This window comes from Amycolatopsis vastitatis, assembly GCF_002234595.1.
Lineage (GTDB): Bacteria > Actinomycetota > Actinomycetes > Mycobacteriales > Pseudonocardiaceae > Amycolatopsis > Amycolatopsis vastitatis.
Genome location: NZ_NMUL01000007.1, coordinates 585,623 through 604,881 on the forward strand (window position 1 = coordinate 585,623; position 19,259 = coordinate 604,881).

The 19,259-nt window shown below is 73.2% G+C and carries 20 protein-coding genes; 5 read left to right on the forward strand and 15 right to left on the reverse strand.

Annotation, left to right across the window (positions count from 1 at the left end):
- Positions 1-92 precede the first annotated feature (92 nt).
- On the forward strand, positions 93-863 hold the full coding sequence (locus CF165_RS09915) for a hypothetical protein (RefSeq protein ID WP_143268526.1): 771 nt from the start codon (positions 93-95) through the stop codon (positions 861-863).
- Between the two features lie 14 nt (positions 864-877).
- On the forward strand, positions 878-2,053 hold the full coding sequence (locus CF165_RS09920; protein WP_093947129.1) for a CaiB/BaiF CoA transferase family protein: 1,176 nt from the start codon (positions 878-880) through the stop codon (positions 2,051-2,053).
- Here CF165_RS09920 and CF165_RS09925 read toward each other — a convergent pair.
- Together CF165_RS09925 and CF165_RS09930 are read right to left on the reverse strand one after the other, a co-directional pair.
- Positions 2,038-2,514 (reverse strand): GNAT family N-acetyltransferase, encoded by a 477-nt coding sequence (locus CF165_RS09925; RefSeq protein ID WP_240521516.1) that lies wholly within the window; start codon positions 2,512-2,514, stop codon positions 2,038-2,040. The two genes, CF165_RS09920 and CF165_RS09925, sit on opposite strands and share 16 nt — an antisense overlap.
- Complete coding sequence (locus CF165_RS09930; RefSeq protein ID WP_093947131.1) at positions 2,511-3,266, reverse strand: HpcH/HpaI aldolase/citrate lyase family protein; 756 nt, start codon at positions 3,264-3,266, stop codon at positions 2,511-2,513. Before CF165_RS09930 ends, CF165_RS09925 begins: the two co-directional genes overlap by 4 nt.
- Before the next feature lie 128 nt (positions 3,267-3,394).
- Here CF165_RS09930 and CF165_RS51715 point away from each other — a divergent pair, with 128 nt between their 5' ends.
- Complete coding sequence (locus CF165_RS51715; protein ID WP_167441399.1) at positions 3,395-3,568, forward strand: hypothetical protein; 174 nt, start codon at positions 3,395-3,397, stop codon at positions 3,566-3,568.
- Between the two features lie 7 nt (positions 3,569-3,575).
- Here the strand turns inward: CF165_RS51715 and CF165_RS09935 are convergent, their stop codons facing one another.
- The 4 genes from CF165_RS09935 to CF165_RS09950 form a co-directional block, all read right to left on the reverse strand.
- Positions 3,576-4,244 (reverse strand): HAD family hydrolase, encoded by a 669-nt coding sequence (locus tag CF165_RS09935; protein WP_093947132.1) that lies wholly within the window; start codon positions 4,242-4,244, stop codon positions 3,576-3,578.
- Between the two features lie 34 nt (positions 4,245-4,278).
- Entirely contained in the window at positions 4,279-4,647 is a 369-nt protein-coding gene (locus tag CF165_RS09940) for a DoxX family protein (protein ID WP_093947185.1), read from the reverse strand.
- Positions 4,648-4,739: 92 nt separating this feature from the next.
- Complete coding sequence (locus CF165_RS09945) at positions 4,740-5,513, reverse strand: SDR family oxidoreductase (RefSeq protein WP_093947133.1); 774 nt, start codon at positions 5,511-5,513, stop codon at positions 4,740-4,742.
- 45 nt (positions 5,514-5,558) lie between these two features.
- On the reverse strand, positions 5,559-5,996 hold the full coding sequence (locus CF165_RS09950; protein ID WP_093947134.1) for a winged helix-turn-helix transcriptional regulator: 438 nt from the start codon (positions 5,994-5,996) through the stop codon (positions 5,559-5,561).
- 130 nt (positions 5,997-6,126) lie between these two features.
- On the opposite strand from CF165_RS09950, the gene CF165_RS09955 reads away from it, so the two are divergent.
- Positions 6,127-7,323 carry a thiolase family protein gene (locus CF165_RS09955; RefSeq protein WP_093947135.1) on the forward strand — a complete coding sequence of 399 codons (1,197 nt, stop codon included), beginning with the start codon at positions 6,127-6,129 and terminating at the stop codon, positions 7,321-7,323.
- On the opposite strand, the gene CF165_RS09960 is transcribed toward CF165_RS09955, so the two are convergent.
- Complete coding sequence (locus CF165_RS09960; protein ID WP_093947136.1) at positions 7,304-7,744, reverse strand: hypothetical protein; 441 nt, start codon at positions 7,742-7,744, stop codon at positions 7,304-7,306. The genes CF165_RS09955 and CF165_RS09960 overlap by 20 nt on opposite strands.
- Before the next feature lie 34 nt (positions 7,745-7,778).
- A complete protein-coding gene (gene ligD / locus CF165_RS09965) occupies positions 7,779-8,729 on the reverse strand; it encodes a non-homologous end-joining DNA ligase (RefSeq protein WP_093947137.1) in 951 nt (316 codons plus the stop codon).
- Positions 8,730-8,769: 40 nt separating this feature from the next.
- Between ligD and CF165_RS09970 the strand changes: the two genes are divergently transcribed.
- Positions 8,770-9,606, forward strand: a complete 837-nt coding sequence (locus CF165_RS09970) for a PHP domain-containing protein (protein ID WP_093947138.1) — start codon at positions 8,770-8,772, stop codon at positions 9,604-9,606.
- A gap of 70 nt (positions 9,607-9,676) precedes the next feature.
- Here the strand turns inward: CF165_RS09970 and CF165_RS09975 are convergent, their stop codons facing one another.
- The 7 genes from CF165_RS09975 to CF165_RS10005 all read right to left on the reverse strand — a co-directional run.
- Positions 9,677-10,513 (reverse strand): SDR family NAD(P)-dependent oxidoreductase, encoded by an 837-nt coding sequence (locus CF165_RS09975; RefSeq protein WP_093947139.1) that lies wholly within the window; start codon positions 10,511-10,513, stop codon positions 9,677-9,679.
- Positions 10,514-10,552: 39 nt separating this feature from the next.
- Positions 10,553-11,020: a GNAT family N-acetyltransferase gene (locus CF165_RS09980; RefSeq protein ID WP_093947186.1), complete on the reverse strand. Its 468-nt coding sequence runs from the start codon at positions 11,018-11,020 to the stop codon at positions 10,553-10,555.
- 51 nt (positions 11,021-11,071) lie between these two features.
- Positions 11,072-12,235: a glycosyltransferase gene (locus tag CF165_RS09985; RefSeq protein ID WP_093947140.1), complete on the reverse strand. Its 1,164-nt coding sequence runs from the start codon at positions 12,233-12,235 to the stop codon at positions 11,072-11,074.
- Positions 12,235-13,044 (reverse strand): alpha/beta fold hydrolase, encoded by an 810-nt coding sequence (locus CF165_RS09990; RefSeq protein ID WP_093947141.1) that lies wholly within the window; start codon positions 13,042-13,044, stop codon positions 12,235-12,237. Before CF165_RS09990 ends, CF165_RS09985 begins: the two co-directional genes overlap by 1 nt.
- Positions 13,041-13,355: an acyl carrier protein gene (locus CF165_RS09995; protein ID WP_093947142.1), complete on the reverse strand. Its 315-nt coding sequence runs from the start codon at positions 13,353-13,355 to the stop codon at positions 13,041-13,043. Before CF165_RS09995 ends, CF165_RS09990 begins: the two co-directional genes overlap by 4 nt.
- Positions 13,352-17,632, reverse strand: a complete 4,281-nt coding sequence (locus CF165_RS10000; protein ID WP_093947187.1) for a type I polyketide synthase — start codon at positions 17,630-17,632, stop codon at positions 13,352-13,354. Before CF165_RS10000 ends, CF165_RS09995 begins: the two co-directional genes overlap by 4 nt.
- 5 nt (positions 17,633-17,637) lie before the next feature.
- A partial coding sequence (locus CF165_RS10005; RefSeq protein ID WP_143268528.1) for an SDR family NAD(P)-dependent oxidoreductase occupies positions 17,638-19,259 on the reverse strand: 1,622 nt, incomplete at its 5' end.

Genomic DNA, 19,259 nt, shown 5'->3' on the forward strand with positions numbered 1-19,259 from the left:
ACCGAAGCGTTGCGGCTTGGTCCGTCCCGTAGCAGCCCGCCGCGGTTTTTCGAATCCAGGCAAAAGCGCGAAACCGAGAAAAGGTGACCGTGATGAGCGCAGGTGAATTGCCGCAACGATCAGAGCCTGACCGGCAGCCGCACCTATCGGCGGCCGAATCGAAGAAGAGCGCGGACCACAGCCCGTCCGACCTCATACTGACCGGCACGGTCGGCGGCGCCGTTCTGCTGACCGTCGTGTTCTGGGCGGTGGTCCTGCTGCTTCCGGAGGCCAAGCCGGCCACCGTGAGCATCGGTATCTGGATCGTCGCAGGCGTCCTGTTCGTTCTCGCGGCGGCCGGTTCCGGGCTGGCTTTCCTGAATCGTCGTTCCTCGAAGACTGACAAGATCACCGTCGTGGGCGCGCTCTCCCTCCTCGGATTCTGTTCGCTCCTGGGGTTTCTGATCGTCGGGACCAACACCGGATTCATCACGGTGACCCCGATCCTCAAGTACGCGCTCGCGGTCGGCGGGACGGCATTGGCGTCCTTCGTGGTCGGGCTCGTGCTCTTCGACACGATCCGGGCCGCGGCCTCGGTGCCGATCGTCGTGCTCTTCCTCGGCACGGCCACATTCCCGGCTCCGCTGCCGGCACTGGCCGAGATCAGGCCCACTTTGATCACCTGGATGGGTGTCATCATCGGCGCCGCGGCGATCGCCGAAAGCGCCAACCAGATCGCGGGGAAGATCCAGCAGAGCAAGGTCGCGCAAACCGTGATCACCACCGCCGGCAGTCCGGGACTGCAGAAACCCGGGGAACTCAGGTCGGTGGTCGAGCAGATCGTGGCCGCGGAACCCGGGGATCTGGCGACGAAGGTGGAGTAGGGCAGGATGCGGCCATGCTCTCCTTGCCCCTCGACGGCGTCACCGTCGTGTCCTGCGAACAGGCGGTCGCCGCGCCGCTGGCCACCCGGCACCTGGCCGACCTCGGGGCTCGCGTGCTCAAGATCGAACGGCCCGGCAGCGGCGACTTCGCCCGCGCGTACGACGAAACCGTGCACGGGCAGTCCAGCCACTTCGTCTGGCTCAACCGCTCCAAGGAAAGCGTCACCCTCGACCTCAAGAGCGGCGCCGCGGCCGGTGTCATGGCCGCGCTGCTGGACCGCGCCGACGTGTTCGTGCAGAACTTCGCGCCCGGCGTCGCGGAACGGCTCGGGCTCGGCGCGGCCCCGATCCGCTCGTCGCGGCCACGGCTGATCACCTGCTCGGTGTCCGGTTACGGCTCGACCGGCCCCTACCGCGACGCGAAGGCGTACGACCTGCTCATCCAGTCGGAGGCCGGCCTGGTCTCGGTGACCGGTTCGGCGGACGAGCCGGCCAAGAGCGGCATCCCGGCCGCGGACATCGGTGCCGGGATGTACGCCTTCTCCGGCATCCTTTCCGCGCTGTACGACCGGGAACGCACCGGGCGCGGCACCGCGCTCGAGGTCAGCCTGTTCGACTCGCTGGTCGAATGGATGGGGTTCCCGCTCTACTACGCCGGTTACGGCGGGACGCCGCCACCGCGGACCGGCACCAGCCACCCCGCGATCGCGCCCTACGGCACCTTCACCGCGGGCGACGGGACCGAGCTCGTGCTGGCCGTGCAGAACGACCGGGAGTGGGCGGCGTTCTGCGAGCACGCCGTCGAACGGCCGGACTGGGTCACCGACGAGCGGTTCGCCACCGGCAGCGCCCGCGTCGTGCACCGGGCCGAGCTCGAACGCGAGATCGACGCCGTCTTCGCCACGCTGACCGGCGCCAAGCTGGAAGCCCGGCTGACGGCGGGCCGGATCGCCCACGCGCGCCGCCGGGAGCTGCCCGACGTGCTGGAGCACCCACAGCTCACCGCGCGTGACCGCTTCGCCGAAGTCTCTACGCCCGCGGGACCGGTCCAGGCCACGCTGCCGCCGATCACCGTCCCCGGCCGGGCGCCGCGGATGGATCCCGTTCCCGCGCTGGGCGAGCACACCGACGCGGTGCTGGCGGAGTTCGGGTTCGACGCGGAGGCGTTGCGGCGTCAGGGCGCCGTGTAGCGCAGGGCGATCTTGTGCTCGCGCGGGCGGCCTGCCTCGACGAAGCCCAGCCGTTCGTAGAACGCCTTCGCGCGCGTGTTGACGTCGAGGACTTCGAGCACGACGTCTTGGCCGCGCGACGCCGCTTCGGCGACCAGCGCCTTGACGACGTGCCCGCCGATGCCGCGGCACTGGTACACCGGGTCGAGCTCGATCAGGCCGAGGACGGCTTCGGTGCCGCCGTCGAGGACGGTCAGCGCTCCGGCGTCGTGGCCGTCGACGGTGATGATCTGTGTGTGCGCCGCGTCGAAGTGCGTCTCGTGGTAGGCGCGCTGCGCCGGCTCGTCCCAGCCCCAGATCGCGTCGACGTACTCGCCGAGCGCGCTGCGGTGCAGCTGGAAGCAGAACTCGTCGTCACCCGGCTTGAGCCGGCGCAACGCCACCTGCTGTTGCTTGCCGCCCACAGTTCCCCTGCCTTTCACTCGCCGAGGATGCGCCGGGCCCTGGCCAGCACCGGCTTGTCCACCATCCGGCCGTCCACAAGGGACACCGCATCGCCCGCCGTCACGACCCGGCGCGCCCAGTCCAGTTCGGCTCCGGTCGGCGCGAAGCCGGCCCGGACCGGTGCCACCTGCCGCGGGTGGACGCAGAGCTTGCCGCCGAAGCCGAGGCGGCGCGCGTACCGGACGTCGGCTTCGAGCCGTGCGTCGTCACGCAGGTCCGTGGTGACGCCGTCCACCGGCGGCGCGATCCCGGCGGCGGCCGACGCGATCACCAGCCGTGAGCGCGCGTAGGCGAACGGCTCGCGGTCTTCCGGCGCGACGCCGAGCTCCGCCGCCAGGTCGACGTGGCCGAACGCCAGCCGCGTCACCGACGCCACGGCGGCCAGTTCACCGGCACGTTCGACGCCCCGGGCCGTCTCGACGAGGGCCACCACTTCGCGAAACCCGGCGAGCATTCCGGGGTTCTCCGCCTTCGGCACGACCACCGGGACGCCGCGCGCGGCCACCAGCGCGGCGTCGGCTTCGAACCACGGGGTGCCCGGCGGGTTGATGCGGACCATCGCGTCGTGCCGCTCGAGCCAGTCCCCGGCGGCGGCGCGCGCGGAGTCCTTGGCGGCGGGGGCGACGGCGTCTTCCAGGTCGAGGATCACGACGTCGGCGCCGGCGGCCGCGGCCTTGCCGAAGCGGTCGGGCCGGTCGCCGGGCACGAACAGGAACGTCGTCGCGGCCACCCCGCCACGATAACGAACGTCCGGGGGTAAGGGCCCGCACCGGGCCGGAGTGCGTGTTCACCCGATGCGGTCGGGCAGACCTCAGGACGATCGTGGGTTTCACAGTCCGGCGAGATGAGGGAGCGAACATGCGCGGCGACTGGATTCACGACTGGGTCCTGGTGGAGATGGAATACCGGGCGGGCCGGCCCTCACAGGCGGCCGCGATGCGGGCCGAGGAGGGCCGGGCGCCGTCGAAGCCGCGGCGGGCGTTGTGGGCGGCGTTGTTCTCGCCCCACCGGGTCGAACTGCGCCATCCGTGACGGCGGTTCAGCGGGCGCCGGCGTGGACCCGCTCGACGACCGGGAGCAGGTCGTCCAGACCGGGCAGAACCGCGTCGGCCACCGCCGGGTCGTGCGGCTCGGCGTGCCGGTTGACCCACACCCGCGGGATGCCCAGCGCCCGGGCCGGCACCATGTCGTGGAAGTGGCTCTGGGCGACGTGCACCCAGTTCGCGGCGGTGGCCTCGAAGGAATCGGCGAACCGCCGGAAGTGGCCGTGGCCGGGCTTGTACCCGCCGACGTCCTCAGCGGTCACGATCGCGTCGATGGGCACGGCCAGCCGCCGCTGGGTCTCGCCGATGAGGTCCCGGTCGCAGTTGGTGAGCAAGGCGAGCCGCCAGCCCGCCGCGCGCAAGCGGGTGAGGGCGGCCCGGGTGTCGGGGAAGACCGGCCAGTACGGCAGTCCGGTGCCGAGCACGGACGCGTCGTCGGCGCCCAGCTCCAGCCCGGCTTCGGCCGCGGTCCGCCGCAGGGTCTCGGCGAGCACTTCGCGGTACCGCCGGACCGGCTTCTCGGCCTGAACCTGCGGCTCGAACCGGTTGTAGACCTCCAGCAACCCGGCGCCGCGGCCGGGGAACAGCAGCTCGATCCCCGTGGTGATGCCGTGCCGCCAGTCCACCAGCGTGCCGAAACAGTCGAACGTCGCCCAGCGGATCATCGTGCCTCTCCCGGTGCCGGAAGCCTCCAGGGTATTAGCCCGCGAACCGGCCTGCCGCCACGAACACCGCCAGCACCAGCAGCACGACGTTCATCGGCAGTGCCTTCGTCTCCTTGCGCCGCGCGTGCACGACGATCGCCCCGGCCTGGACGACGGCCAGCCCGGTGGCGGCCAGCGGGGTCAGCACCGGGGCGATGTCCAGGGCCCGCGGGAGGATCAGCCCGGCCGCGCCGAGGATTTCGACCGCGCCGATGGCCTTCACCGCCGCTTCCGGGAAGTCCGCCGTCCAGCCCATGTTCGGGTTCTCCAGCAGCTTCTCGCGCGGCGTCGCGAGCTTCACCCCGCCGGCGATCAGGTAAAGCGCGGCGAGCACACCCGCCGCGACCCACAGGACGACGTTCACGGACACCTCCGACTCGGGGAAAGTGGTTGAACGCTACACCAGTTTCCGGAGGAGGTGCCTCAACTTGTCCGGACCGTGACCGCCGCCGAACGTCACCGCTTCCGGTAGCGCAGCACGCCCGCGTCGCCCTGCTCGGCCAGGTACCGGGCGAAGGTGATCTTGCCGTCGCGGTGGCCCGGCGTCAGGTGCCCGCCGTCCGCGTAGGCCCGGAACGTCTCCCCCGGCACGCTCAGCGGGACGATCCGGCGGCGCCGACCGCCCGCCTCGGCGACCGCCTGGGCCAGCTCCGCGGCCGCCAGGATCTCGGGGCCGCCGAAGTCGTCCGCCCGGCCGGCCGGGTCGCCGAGAGCCAGGTCCGCCAGCCGCTCCGCGACGTCACGGACGTCGACGGGCTGGAAGGAGATCCGCGGCACGGGCAGCACCGGCAGCCGGGACGCGCCCGCGAACAGCGTCCGGACCAGCGCGTGGAACTGGGTCGCGCGCTGGATCGTGTACGGCAGGCCGGAAGCGGCGAAGACCTGTTCGGTCTCGTGCTTGGCCCGGTAGTAGCCGAGCGGGACGCGGTCGACGCCGACGATCGAGACGTACACCAGGTGCGGGCCACCCGCCCAGCGCGCCGCCTCGACCAGCGTGCGCGCCATCCCGGCTTCGCGCCCGAAGTAGTCGGTGGCGCAGTGGACGACGACGTCGGTGCCGGCGACCGCGCTGTCGATGCCACGCCCGGTCCGCAGGTCACCGCGGACGACGTCCGGCGCAGCGCGGCGGCTCAGCACGCGGACCTCCTCGCCCGCCGCCCGCAGCCGCGCCACGACGGCGCTCCCCAGCTGGCCGGTCCCGCCCGTGACGAGGATCCGCACGTCGACCACCTCCGGGCGCCATCCTGGCACGGCGGTGGCCGCCGAGGCAGGGGGTCAGCGCACGGCTCCGAGGCGGATCGCGCGGACGCCCGGGGCGTCGACCGGGTCGCCGCAGTGCGCGCACACGGTGACCGGCTCCAGTACCTCACCACACGTGTGGCGCCACAGGGTGGGTGGTTCGCCCTGGTGGACGTACTTGTCGCCCCAGGCCATCAGGCTCAGCAGGATCGGCTGCAGCGCGCGGCCGGCTTCGGTCGGGTAGTACTCGTGACGCGGCGGATGGGCTTCGTACTGGACCTTCTCGAGGACACCCGCGTCGACGAGCTTGCGCAGCCGCGCGGCGAGAATGTCGCGGCTGGCGCCGGTGTTCTCGGCGATCTGGTTGAACCGCCGCTCCCCGAGCATGATCTCGCGCAGCGCCAGCAGGCTCCACCGCTCGCCGACGACTTCCAGCGCCTCGGTGACCGAGCATTCGCGACCACGCCGGACCATGCCACCTCCACGGGTTGAAAATCCAACCTAGCACGTCAATGCCCTGTGACCGGACAGACAAGTGAGTTGTGGAATCCAACTCACACGGCGTATACCGAAGTCATCCCCGATCTGCGAGGAGGCAGACGCCATGACGGACGCGGTGATCGTCGACGCCGTACGGACCCCCATCGGCAAGGGCAAGCCGAACGGCACCCTTTCCGGGGTGCACCCGGTCGACCTGCACGCCCACGCCCTGCGCTCGCTCGTCGAACGCACCGGGATCGACCCGGGCCGGATCGACGACGTCATCAGCGGCGCGGTCGGCCAGGTCGGCGAGCAGAGCATGAACACCGCCCGGTGGGCGGCACTGGCCGCCGGGCTGCCGGAGTCGGTGCCCGCGGTGACCGTCGACCGCCAGTGCGGCAGCAGCCAGCAGGCCGTCCACTTCGCCGCGCAGGGCGTCATCGCCGGCGCCTACGACGTCGTGATCGCCTCCGGCGTCGAGTCGATGAGCCGGGTACCGATGGGCAGCCAGGCGGCCGGCCGCGACCCGTTCGGCCCGCGGGTCGCCGCCCGCTACCCGGACGGGCTCGTCCCGCAGGGCATCAGCGCGGAGCTGATCGCCGCGAAGTGGGGCTTCGGCAGGGACCGGCTGGACGAGTTCTCGGCCGAAAGCCACCAGCGCGCGGCGAAGGCCTGGGCCGGCGGGAAGTTCGCCGCCGAAGTGGCCCCGCTCAAGGCGCCCGGACCCGACGGCGTGCTCGTCGACGTCACGACCGACGAGACGGTCCGGCCGGGCACCACGCCGGAGATCCTCGCCGGGCTGAAGCCCGCGTTCCGCGCCGACGTCTGGGAGCAGCGGTTCCCCCAGCTCGGCTGGCACGTCACCGCGGGCAACTCCTCGCCGATCAACGACGGCGCGGCGGCGGTGCTGATCACCAGCAGCGAAACGGCCGCGGCTCTGGGCCTGAAGCCGCGGGCCCGGATCCACAGCTTCGCCGTCGCCGGCGACGACCCGCTGTACATGCTCACCGGCGTCATCCCGGCCACCCGGAAGGTCCTCGCCCGCGCGGGCCTCGAGGTGTCGGACATCGACGCGTTCGAGGTCAACGAAGCGTTCGCCAGCGTGGTGCTCGCGTGGCAGGCCGAGATCGGCGCCGACCTGGCCAAGGTCAACGTCAACGGCGGCGCGATCGCCCTCGGCCACCCGCTCGGCGGCAGCGGCGCCCGGCTGCTGACGACGCTGCTTTCGGTGCTGGAGCAGACCGGCGGCCGCTACGGCCTGCAGACGATGTGCGAAGCGGGCGGCCTCGCGAACGCGACGATCATCGAACGCCTGGACTGACGCGTCGTGGGTGGTAAGGCGGGTTCTCACCCGCCTTACCACCTACGACCGCCTGAGCGAGGTAGGCCCGCAACGCCGCCACGGCTGCCCCGGGGTCCGTGGCGGCGACCGGGAAGACCTCGTCGAAACCCCGGGCCAGGAGTTCGTCGCGGGTGCCGCCCAGCCGGCCGGCGAGCACCACCGGCAGCCTGGCCGGCGCGAGGCCGGCGCGCACGCGGCGGAGCACCGGCGTGCCGTCGGCGCCGAGCGCGGTGGACAGCAGCAGGCAGCCGGGCCGCTCACGACGGCAGGCGCCGAGGATCACCTCGATCGGCGGCCGCGCACCCAGCGCGCGCAGGTCGTGGCCCGCGCGCTCGAGGACCACCTGCAGGGCGAGCAGGCTCCACGCGGCCGGATCCAGGCCGCACAGCACGATCTTCACCCCGGACAGAGCGTCGTGGCGGCGGGAAAATACGTCAGCCGGGGTCGGGTGGTTCCTCGACGCCGTCGCGGTCGGCCCACTCCAGCAGCGGGTCCAGGGAGAACACGGCGTCGTCGATCCCCGCGTGGAGGTCACCCAGCTCGGCGAACCGGGCGGGGACGGTCGCGATCGTGCAGTCGCCCGGCTCGACGTCGTCGATCTCCGCCCAGCGAATGGGCGTCGACACCGTGCCCTCGGGGTTCCCGCGGACCGAGTAGGCGCTGGCGATCGTGTGGTCGCGCGCGTTCTGGTTGTAGTCGACGAAGAGCAGACGCGGGTCGCGGTCCTTGCGCCACCAGGTGGTGGTGACGTCGTCCGGGGCGCGCCGTTCGACTTCGTGGGCGAAGGCCAGCGCCGCGCGCCGGACGTCGGAGAAGCCCCAGCGGGGTTCGATCCGGACGTAGATGTGCAGGCCGCGGCCACCGGAGGTCTTCGGCCAGCCGACCGCGCCGAGCTCGTCGAGGATCTCGTGGGCGACGTGCGCGACGCGGCGGACGCGGTCGAAGCCGCAGTCGGGCATCGGGTCGAGGTCGATGCGCCATTCGTCGGGCTTTTCGGTGTCGGCGCGCCGGGAGTTCCACGGGTGGAACTCCACTGTGGACATCTGCACGGCCCACGCGACGTGCGCCAGCTCGGTGACGCACAGTTCGTCGGCGTGCCTGTTGTAGCGCGGGAAGGTGACCCGGACGGTTTCCAGCCACGGCGGCGCGCCGTGCGGCACGCGCTTCTGGTGCACCTTCTCCCCCGCCACGCCGGATGGGAAGCGGTGCAGCATGCAGGGCCGTTCGCGCAGGGCGTTGACGATGCCGTCGCCCACCGAAAGGTAGTAGTTGACCAGGTCGAGCTTCGTCTCGCCGCGAGCCGGGAAGTACACCCGGTCCGGGTTGGAGATCCGCACGGTGTGCGGGCCGACCTCCAGCTCCACCGCCGCCGACTTCTGTGCCATGCCCCAGACCGTAGACCAAAATCGCCGCTACGGTGGGTTGGTGAGCTTGCCGCCGGACGGTCACGTCCACACCGAGTGGTCCTGGGACACCGTCACCGGGTCGATGACCGGCTCGTGCGAGCGGGCGCTCGAGCTGGGGTTGCCGTCGGTGGCGTTCACCGAGCACGCGGACCTCACGCCGTGGCTGATCCCCGAGCCGGTCCGGCCGCAGCTGCCGGACCACTTCCGGGTCCGCCTGCGCCCGGACGGCGTCCTGGAGCCGCCGGACCTCGACGTCTCCGGCTATCTGGCGTGCGTCGAGGAGTGCCGCTCGCGGTTTCCCTCGCTGCGGATCCTGTCGGGGGTGGAGCTGAGCGAGCCGCACTGGCACCGCCCGCGCGCCGACGCGCTGCTCGCCGCCCACGACTTCGACCGCGTGCTCGGCTCGGTGCATTCGCTGCCGGACGGCGAGCACCACCACGAGCTGACGGTGATCGCGGACCGGCCGCCCGGCGAGCTGCTGCGGGCCTACCTCGAAGAGGTGCTGGGACTCGTCGAGTCGACAGCGGACTTCGCGGTGCTGGCGCACATCGACTACGCGCTGCGCTCGTGGCCGGGCGAGGGCCCGCCGTTCGTGGCGGCGGACTTCGAGGAGGAGCTCCGCACGGTGCTGCGGTCGTTGCGGGCGAGCGGCCGGGCGCTGGAGGTGAACACGAAGGTGCCGCTGCCGGGCGAGGTGGTGCGGTGGTGGTTCCAGGAGGGCGGCGAAGCGGTGGCGTTCGGCAGCGACGCCCACGAGCCGGGACTGGTCGGCCACGGCTTCGCGGAGGCGGCGGCTTTGGTGGAGTCGTGCGGCTTCCGCCCGGGCCGCACCCCCCACGACTTCTGGCGCCGCTGACCCGGCCGCACCCTTCAGCCAGGCCGGTGCGTGGAGTCCACTGTGGATAGCCACCCGTTCCGGCAGGGATTCAGAGGGTCCAGCGGTCCCGCGGCGGCGATTCGAGGACGAGTTCGCCGTCGACGGCCGCGGCGATCTCTTCGACCGTCCAAGTCTCCTGGTGCAGGACCGGCCGGATGATCGCGGGCTGGCGGACGGCGTGCAGGTGCCCGTCCGCCAGCCGCAGCACCTGCCCGGTGATGCCCGCCGAGAGGTCACTGAGCAGGTAGGTCACCAGCGGCGCCACCCGTTCGGGAGGTGGCGCGGCGGGGTTGCCGTTCGGGTCGGCGGCCATCAGCCGGGTCCAGGCGATCGGGCTGACGGCGTTGACGCGCACCCCGCACCCGGCCAGGTCGCCGGCCCACGAGTAGGTCATCGACGCCACCGCGCCCTTCGACGCCGAATAGGCGGCGGCGCGGCGCTGCCCGATCATGGAGCCCGACGTCACGTTGACGATGACGCCGCTGCCCCGCGCGCACATGATCTTCGCGGCCGCCGTGCCACAGTGGAGCGGACCGAGCACGTTGGTCTCGATCAGGGCGCGCGTCCGCTCGGCGTCGTCGTCCTCCCACGGCGGCGCGTGGTAGCCGACGGCGGCGTTGTTGACCAGGCCGTCCAGCGTGCCGAAGTGCTTGTGGCACAAGGTGATCAGCGACCGGGCGTAGCCGGCGTCGGCCACCGAGCCGACGCTCGCCAGCGCGGTACCGCCGTCCGCTTCGATGGCCGCCGCGGTGTAGCGGGCCGGTTCCGCGTCGATGTCGTTCACCACGACCGCCGCGCCCGACTCGGCGGCGTGCCGCGCGAACGCCCGCCCGAGCCCGCGCCCGGCCCCGGTGACGACGACCGCCCGGCCGTCCAGGATGCCCATGCGTATCAGTGTGACCAGGGTTGGTCCGGACCGCACGGCTCAGGCCTCGCGGACCAGCTTCACCTCGAACGGCCGGAACCCCTGTGCGCGGTAGAACGCCAATGCACCCTCGTTCCGCGCGTACGCCTGCACGGACAGTTCGTTCGCGCCACGTGCACGGGCCCACTCCACGAACGCGGCCACCAGCGCTTCGCCCACTCCTTCGCGCCGGTGCTCGGCCGCGACCCGCATGCTCTCCAGCACCGCCCGGACCACGCCGGGGCGGAGCGGGCCGACCGGCAGCAGCCGCCCGATCAAGTAACCTGCCGCCGCGCCGCCGTCCGTCCGCGCCAGCAGGCAAAGGGCGTCGTGGTCCTCGACGAGGTCCTGGTAGTACGCCGCTCCTTCGCGTTCCGGCCAGCCGAGGTCCATCAGCGGGTCATGGGTTCCGGCGTCTTCGGCGAACAGCGCCGCCGCCGACGCGACGAGTTCGGGGACTTCCTGGGTGACCTCCACGGAAACAGCCATGTCCAGCACCGTATCCGCCTGTTTTTTCAGAGTAAATTTCGACTTTCGGGTTCACAGGTAGGCGAGGTTTTCCAGCGCCAGCTGCTCGAGGTAGCCCGCCGCCGCGGCACTGCCGCCCGCCGCGTGGAACGACGCCGCGACGGTCTCGGCCGCCCGGCGGTACGCCGGTTCCGTCAGCACCTGCTCGACCGCCGCCGCGATGCGCGGGGCGTCCGCGCGGCCGAAGCGCAGCCGCACGCCCGCGCCCGCCGCCACCACCTGGGCCGCCACGATCGGCTGGTCGTCGCGGATCGGGGCCACCACGAGCGGCAGGCCGTGCCACAGCGTTTCGCAGACGGTGTTGTGGCCCGCGTGGCACAGCACCGCGTCGACGCGTGCCAGCAGCGGCAGCTGCGGGACGCGCGGCCGCACCAGGACGTTCGGCGGGACGTCGCCGAGCACGCCGTCCGGGTCGGCGATCACCGCCCGCGCGGGCAGCCCGGCGAACGCCTCCACCGTCGCCGCCAGGAACTCCGTGCCCGCGCCGGTGTTGGCCGTGCCCAGGGAGACCAGCACGGTCGGCCGGAGCGGGTCGAGCCACTCCCACGGGAAGTCCGTTGTGGACGGACGCGGGCCGAGGGCGGGGCCGACGAGCCGGACCCGGGGCGGCAGCTCGGCCGCGCCGAGCAGTTCGCGGGTCGTGAAGGCGAGCACGCCGTGCGGGGAGAACCGGGGGTCGGCCTCGCCGCGGCCGCCCGCGATCCGTGCCCGCAGCCCGGCCACCAGCTCGTCGACCCAGTCCGCGACCTTCGGCATCCCGGCCAGCGGGTCGACCAGTTCGGCCGACGTCGTCGCCGAAGTGACCCACGGCAGGCCGGCGGCTTCGGCGAGCAGGCCGCCGGCCAGTGCCTGCTGGTCGGCGACGACGACGTGCGGCTGGAAGGCGTCCAATGCCGCGGCCACTCCGGGCGCCATCGCGTCGCCGAGCGGGACGAGGAAGTCCTCCCAAAGGAACTTCAGTGCGGCCGGTCCCTTGAGCCCGCCCGGCCGCGCCGGCAGGTCGGGCGGCACGGCGCACGAGAACACGAGGGCGGCGGGCCCGGCCAGCTGCCACAGCAGTTCGTCGTGCCCGGCCCAGGCGACCTCGTGGCCGCGGGCGGTGAGCTCGGCCGCCACGCCGACGGCCGGGTTGACGTGCCCGACCAGCGGCGGGACGACGAAGAGGAACCGGGCCACTACCGCACCCGGGCCGGCTCGCGCGAGGTGTCGCGGACCCATTCGAAGATCAGCTCGGTGATCTCGGCGGTCCGCTCGACCAGGACCGAGTGTCCCTGGTCGGGCAGCACGACGCAGCGGCAGCCGGCCACCAGGTGCGTCTCGAAGTGCGCCACCTGCGCGGACAGTCCCGAGTCTCCGCCGAAGATCGCGAGCACCGGGCAGCGCACCGCCGAGAGGTCCGCCGCGATCGTCGCGCTGCGCGGGATGTCCTCGGCGATCGTGGTGGTCTGGAGGATCCGGTTCGCGGCCTTGGACAGCCGCGCGGTGTGCGCGCCGTGGTTGTCGGCGATCCAGCCGATGACCTCGTCGATCGCCAGCCGGGTCTTCGCGTCGGCGAGCCCGTCGGCCATGTGCCGGGTCCACTCCTCGGTCGGCGGTTCGCCCTCGAGCACGACGACGCTCGCCACCCGGTCGGGGCGGGCGGCGGCCAGCCCGAACGCCACCGAAGCACCGAACGAGTTGCCGACGACGTGCACCGGCCGGGTGACGTCGCAGGCGTCGAGGACCGCGACGAGGTCGTCGACGAACCGCTCCAGGTGGTAGCCGGACGAGGGCCGTGTCGTGCGGCCGTGCCCGCGCAGGTCGTACATCAGCACGTCGAGCCCGCGCGCGGCGAAGGCCGGGCCGAGGGTGAAGTAGTAGCTGGCGAGGCTGTCGGTGAGCAGGCCGTGGACGCACACGACGATCGGCGCGTCCCCGTCCAGCGGCACGTCGGGGGTCAGGCGCTGGACGTGGACGTCCAGCTCGCCCGCGCGGATCCGGCTCACGCCGTCGCCCGCAGCGAGCCGACGATGTACCGGACGAGCTCCCCGACGGTCAGCGCGATGATCTCCTCCAGGTCGCGCTCGGCGATGAAGGTCGCGAAGTTGACGCGGTCGCCGTAGTGCTCGCGCAGCCGTCCGGACAGCGCCACCAGGTCGACGCTCTCGAGTTCGAGGTCGTCGTGGAACGTGGTGTCCATGGTGATCTCGCCCGTGTCTTCCGCGTCGAGCCCGTACTCCTCGAGCAGCTCCCGCAGCATTCCGGCCAGCTGCGCGAGCACGGTCACCTCGTTCGCGGCCGTGGTCTCGATGCTCATCCGGCGATCTCCTTCGTCTCTTCGGTCCAGGCGACGACGTAGCGGCGCGCTGGGGCGCCGGGCAGGTTCTCGACGTCCGCGCAGCACACGCGGTACTGGTGTCCGGCGGCGCGGACGGTCAGCTCTTCCGGCGTGGCCGTGACGACCTCGAAGTCCCGGGGTTCGCCGCGCAGGCCGGTGCCGCGCAGCTTCGCGACGGCTTCCTTCGCGGCCCAGAACCGGGCGAACCAGCGCTCCGGATCCCCGGGCAGGCTCGCGAACAACGCCTGCTCGGCCGCGCCGAACGCCGCGTCCACAGTGGACTCACGACGCGGCACGACCTCTTCGACGTCGATGCCGCACGGCCCGTGGCGCGCGATCGCCACGCCCGCTTCCCCGCGGTGGGCCACGGAAATCGTCAACGGCGGCAGGTCCCGGCCGTAGGCGCCCGTCACGAAGGGACGGCCGGCGCCGTCGTTGCCGATGCGCAGTTCGGCCGGGAACATCTCGGGTTCGCCGCGGGCCCAGAGGAACTGGCGGACGGCGTCCTTCGCCGCGATCCGGCCGAGCAGCCACTGGCGGCGCCCGCGCGGCGGACGGCCTTCGTAGGCGTCGCGTTCCGGGCCGGCCAGGTAGTTGCGCATGATGAGCTCGCGGGTGGCCAGGTCGGGCCACTGCTCGTGCACCAGCGCCCAGCCGCCCGGCTGTTCCCGCGACAGCGTCGCGCGCTCGGGGGTGCGGTCGGCCTGCCGGATGTGCGGGGTGCTGTCGAACCGCCGGTCCCGCCAGCCGGTGAACTCGGCCCAGACGTGCCCGTCTCGGACCAGCTGCATGTCGGCGTCGAGGAACTCCTCGGTCAGCGCGGTGATCCGGACCAGGCACTCCAGCCGCTCCCCCGGCGCCGGGTGCGGGCCGTGGAACCGGATCTCGCGCATGGCGACCGGGAAGACGGTGGTGCGTTCCGCCAGCCGGGACATGATCCAGTAGCCGAGCACCTGGCCGACGTTGTCGAGCAGCGCGCCGGGCGCAGCCGGCGTCGTCAGCACGGCGCGGACGTGCCGTTCGCCGACGGCGGTCAGCTCGGTGACGCCCTGGAAGCGCGGGCCGTGGAACATCCAGCGGTCGTCGTAGAGCTGGGCCGCCGTGGTTTCCGGGACCTGCTCCGCCGACACCGGGAACCGCCATGGCGCGGGCGCGGCGGCCGGGTACGCCGGGGCGAGCTCCACGACGGCCTGGGAGTAGCCGGTCAGGGCCGCGAGCACCCGGCCGGGGGCGTGCGGCCGGACGCGCACCGGCACGGTGACCGGCGGGACCGCCGTGATCCACTGGGTGAGGCGGACGTCGTGCACCGCGACCGCCCGGTGGCCCGGCGCGGCCTGCTCGGCGAAACGCATGAGGTGGTCGATCACCGTCGTGGCCGGCACGACCGGCCACCGGTCGCCCGGGTCGGCCTGCGGCGGCTGCTTGAAGAAGCAGTGGTCGAGCAGGTACGGCATCGCCTCGACCGAGACTTCCAGGGTGGTGTCCAGCTCCTTCGGGGCCGGGAGGCGGCGCGCCGGTCCGGCGAGCACGGTGGACGCCAGCTCGGCGGCGTCGGACAGCAACGCGGCGAACTCCGCGGCGAGGGGTCCCTTGCCGGCCAGTTCGTCCACTGTGGACCTTCCGGTGGCCGGCAGCGCGATGCGGGCGCGGACCTGCTCGTCCAGGGAGATCAGGCGGCCGCCGAGGTCGAGCTTGACCCCCTTGGGCGCCGCCGGGCGCGCGCCGGGCAGGCCGGCGAAATCCACGTCGAGCCCATCTGCCCACAGCGCCGTCGCGACCCGGCGCAGCTGCGCGAGACCGGGGCGGTGCGCCGAGTGCGCCGCCACGACGAGGTGCTCCTCCCCGTGCAGGGTGTCGCCGACCAGGGAGCCGAGCTGCCCGGCACCGACCTGGACGAACGCGCGGAACCCGGCGGCGTGCAGGGCCCGCACGAGCGGGCGGAACCGGACCGGTTCCAGCAGGTGGCGCACGAACAGCTCACGGACCTCGGCTTCGCCCGCCGGGTACTCCGCCACCGTGGTCGCCGACCAGAGCGGCAGCTTCGGTGGGTACAGGGTGAAGCGCCCGGCAGCTTCGCGGATCGGGTCGAGGTAGGGCCGCAGCATCGGGGTGTGGAAGCCGGACCGGAAGGGCAGCACCTGCGCGACGATCCCCGCCTCCCGGAACCGGTCCACGAGCGCGCCGACCGCCGCGGCCGGGCCGCAGACCATGGCCTGGTTCGGGGAGTTGTCGTGGGACAGGACGACGTCCGTGCGGCCCGCCAGCTCCTCGAGCACCCGGGGCGCGGGCGCGCCGATCGCGGCGAAGGCGAGCCCGGGGACGACGAGCGCGTCCGGGTCGAACCCGGCGAGGAAGGCGTCGACCTCCGCTTCGGCGTGCACACCGGCCACCGCCATCGCCGTCCATTCGCCCAGGCTGTGCCCGGCGACGGCGTCCGGTGTGACCCCGATCCGCCCGAGGGCGGCGTGCAGCAGCCTGCCCAGCTCGAACACCGCGGCGCCCTGCCGCCCGACGTCGCCGACTTCGACGTCGGCGTGCTTCCAGGGCAGGCCGAAGTGGCGGGCGACGTCGCCGCAGTTGAGCGCGAGCTCCGACTCCAGGCCGGGAAAGACGAAGGCGAGCTTGCCGCCGCCCGGCCCGAGCAGGGGGCGGTCGGCGAACCAGACGTCGTTGCGGCCGCGCCACGGCTTGCCCCGGGCCAGTGCCTTCCTCGCCAGGGCCAGCCGCTTCTCCGTCGGGTCGACGACGCCGAGCCGGACCGGGCCGTCGCCGATCTCGTGGTGGCTGGGCCGGTCGAACAGCTCACGCAACGCGTCGACCGACCGCGCGGCGAGGCGCAGCACGCGTTCGGGCTCGCGCACCACGACCGGCTTCGCGTGGCCCGGTGCCTGCTCCAGCACGACGTGGGCGTTGATCCCGCCGAACCCGAACGCGTTGACCCCGGCGCGGCGGACCGGCCCGTCCCACGGCCGTGCACTGTCCAAAGGGGAAAACCGGGTCTTCGCGAGCGCCGGGTGCGGGTCGTCGCAGTGCAGGGTGGGCAGCAGGACGCCGTGGTGCACGGCCAGTGCCGCCTTGACGAGCCCGGCGATCCCGGCCGCGGGCATCGTGTGGCCGATCATCGACTTGACCGAGCCCAGCACGGCGGAGCCCGCGCTTCCGAACACCTCCGCCAGCGTGGCCAGTTCGGCCGCGTCGCCGGCCGGGGTCGCCGTGCCGTGCGCCTCCAGGAGGCCGAGCGAGTCCGGGTCGGCCGGGTCGAGGCCGGCCGCCGCCCACGCCTGGCGGACCGCCCGGACCTGGCCCCCGGAGTCCGGGTTGGCCAGGCTCGCGGTCCGCCCGTCGGAGGCGACGCCGGTGCCGGTGATCACGGCGTAGACGCGGTCGCCGTCCCGCTGGGCGTCGGCGAGGCGCTTGAGCACGACGACGCCGGTGCCTTCGCCGATCAGCACGCCGTCGGCGTCCCGGTGGAAGGGCCGGATGCGCTCGGACGGCGACAGCGCGCCGAGCTGGTTGAACACGCTCCAGAAGGTGATGTCGTGGCAGTGGTGCACCCCGCCGGCGAGCACGACGTCGCAGCGCCCGGTGGCGAGTTCGCGCACGGCGTGGTCGACGGCGATCAGCGAGGACGCGCACGCGGCGTCCACTGTGTACGCGGGCCCGCGCAGGTCGAGCCGGTTGGCCAGCCGCGACGCGGCCAGGTTGGGCACCAGCCCGATCGCGGACTCCGGCGCCTCGGGGCCGAGCTGGTCGGTGAAGGCCTGGCGGACGGCGTCCAACCGCGCCGGGTCGAGGTCGGGCAGCAGCTCGCCGAGGGTGCGGACGAGCTGGCTCGCGGTGCGCACGCGCTGGTCGAGCCGGACCAGCCCCGGCGTCAGGTAGCCGCCGCGGCCGAGGACGACGCCGACCTTCGCGCGATCGGCGGGCAGGCGGTCCAATCCGCCCGCGTCCGCGACGGCCTGTGCGGCGACCCGCAGCGCGATCAGCTGGTCGGGTTCGGTGGCAGGCACGGAGTTCGGCATGATCCCGAACCCGGTGACGTCCACTTCGGCCAGTTCGTCGACGAACCCGCCGCGCCGGCAGTAGACCCGGTCGGCCCGCCGCTCCCCCGGCGCGTAGTGCTCCCCGTCCCACTTCTCCGGCGGGACCTCGGTGATCGCGTCGACGCCGCCGACGAGGTTGCGCCAGTAGGCCGCCAGGTCGGGGGCGCCGGGCAGCAGCACCGACATCCCGACGATCGCCACGGGGCCGGGCATCCGCGTCACCAGCCCGAAGCGGTGTGGACGACGGCGGCGGTCTCCGGGCGGCCCCACGCCAGCTCGCGCAGCAGGCCGAGGGTGCCCTCTTCCGGATCGATCAGCGCGATGCCACGGCGGGCGTAGTCCCGCATCAGCTCGGGTGTCACCATGCCGTCGTGGTCGCCGGTCGGGGCCCACGGTCCCCAGTGGACGGTCACCGCGCGCCCGGCGGGCCACCGGCGCCCCAGCGACTCGAGGGCGTCGTTGGCGGCGGCGTAGTCCGATTGGCCGCGGTTGCCGAGCGTGGCGGCGATGCTGCCGAACAGGACGACGAACTTCGGCTCGTCGGGCAGGTCGGCGGTCGCCTCCAGGAGGGTACGGGCGCCGTCGACCTTCGTGCCGTACACGCGGCCGAACGACTCCGGCGTCTTTTCGGCGACGAGCTTGTCCTCGATCACCCCGGCCGCGTAGACGATGCCGTCGAGGCGGCCGTGCTCGGCGTGGATCTCCTTGACCGCGCGGTGCACGGCTTCGGCGTCGAGCATGTCGACCGACTGGTAGCGCGCCGGGCTGCCGAGGGCTTCGAGCTTGCCCAGGGTCTGCCGGACCTCGCGTTCGCCCTGGATCCGGCGGATCGTCCGTTCGATCTCGGCGGGGCTCTTCAGCCCGGCTTTTATGAGTGCGGCACGGAGGTCCTTCGCGTCCCTCGCCTGGGGGTACTCGTCGTCCGCTGCGGGCACCGGCGTCCGGCCGAGGAGTTCGATGCGGCAGCGGGCGGTGCCGGCCAGGGTGGCGGCGAACCGGGCGGTGATGCCCTTGGCGCCGCCGACGAGCAGGACGACCGAGTCGCGGTCCAGGCCGAGCGCGGCCGCTTCGGCGGCGCCGTCGCCGGCCGGGCCCGCGCCGCTGCTGCCGAGCAGGCCGAGCCCCTGCTCGGTCATCCGGAAGCCCTTGCGGGTGGCGCCTTCCCGCACGACGACGGGTTCGCGGTCCACAGTGGACAGCTCGGCGACGAACGCGGCTGCCCGCGCCTCGGGGCTTTCGGCGGGGGACAGTTCGACCACGCGGGTGAGCGTGTCCGGGTACTCGCGGGCGAGGCTGCGGTGGAAGCCGCGCAGGCCCTCGCCGGGCCCGGCGGTCAGCAGCCACGCGGGCGTCGCCGCCAGTGCGGCCTGGTACTGGGGGAAGGCGGCGGGCAGCACCGGGCCGCCGTCCGGCAGGAAGAGAACCCCGTCGAACCCGGCGCGGACGTCGTCGGCGACCTCGGCGGTCGCGCCCAGCCCGGTGAGCCGGGTCCGGACGGCCTCGGCCAGCGGGCCGCGCCCGAGGAGCAGGAACGTCCGCCCGGCGACGTCGGGAGTCTCGGCGAGAGCCAGCTCGCATTCGGCCATGACCAGGCGTTTCGGCGCGACGATGACCGGCGCGGGCTCGGCAGGTCCCGGCTCCGAGCGCCCCAATGTGGCGTTGGTTGCGTCTGACGCACCGAACGCCACATTGGGTGCGCTGGACGCACCGAACGCCACATTGGGGCGCTCGCCGCCGACCAGTTCGGCGATCGCCGAAGCGGTCCGGGCCTTGGCCAGCTCTTCGACGTCGCCACCGGTGTCGAGGTTCAGGCGGGTGGCCAGCTCACCGGCGATCTCGG

Bases quoted from the DNA above. Each gene is read 5' to 3' on its own strand.
- CF165_RS09915 (WP_143268526.1), top strand. From the start codon at position 93: ATGAGCGCAGGTGAATTGCCGCAACGATCAGAGCCTGACCGGCAGCCG.
- CF165_RS09920 (WP_093947129.1), top strand. From the start codon at position 878: ATGCTCTCCTTGCCCCTCGACGGCGTCACCGTCGTGTCCTGCGAACAG.
- CF165_RS51715 (WP_167441399.1), top strand. From the start codon at position 3,395: ATGCGCGGCGACTGGATTCACGACTGGGTCCTGGTGGAGATGGAATAC.
- CF165_RS09935 (WP_093947132.1), bottom strand. From the start codon at position 4,244: ATGATCCGCTGGGCGACGTTCGACTGTTTCGGCACGCTGGTGGACTGG.
- CF165_RS09950 (WP_093947134.1), bottom strand. From the start codon at position 5,996: ATGGTCCGGCGTGGTCGCGAATGCTCGGTCACCGAGGCGCTGGAAGTC.
- CF165_RS09955 (WP_093947135.1), top strand. From the start codon at position 6,127: ATGACGGACGCGGTGATCGTCGACGCCGTACGGACCCCCATCGGCAAG.
- ligD (WP_093947137.1), bottom strand. From the start codon at position 8,729: ATGGCACAGAAGTCGGCGGCGGTGGAGCTGGAGGTCGGCCCGCACACC.
- CF165_RS09975 (WP_093947139.1), bottom strand. From the start codon at position 10,513: ATGGGCATCCTGGACGGCCGGGCGGTCGTCGTCACCGGGGCCGGGCGC.
- CF165_RS09980 (WP_093947186.1), bottom strand. From the start codon at position 11,020: ATGGCTGTTTCCGTGGAGGTCACCCAGGAAGTCCCCGAACTCGTCGCG.
- CF165_RS09995 (WP_093947142.1), bottom strand. From the start codon at position 13,355: ATGAGCATCGAGACCACGGCCGCGAACGAGGTGACCGTGCTCGCGCAG.
- CF165_RS10000 (WP_093947187.1), bottom strand. From the start codon at position 17,632: ATGCCCGGCCCCGTGGCGATCGTCGGGATGTCGGTGCTGCTGCCCGGC.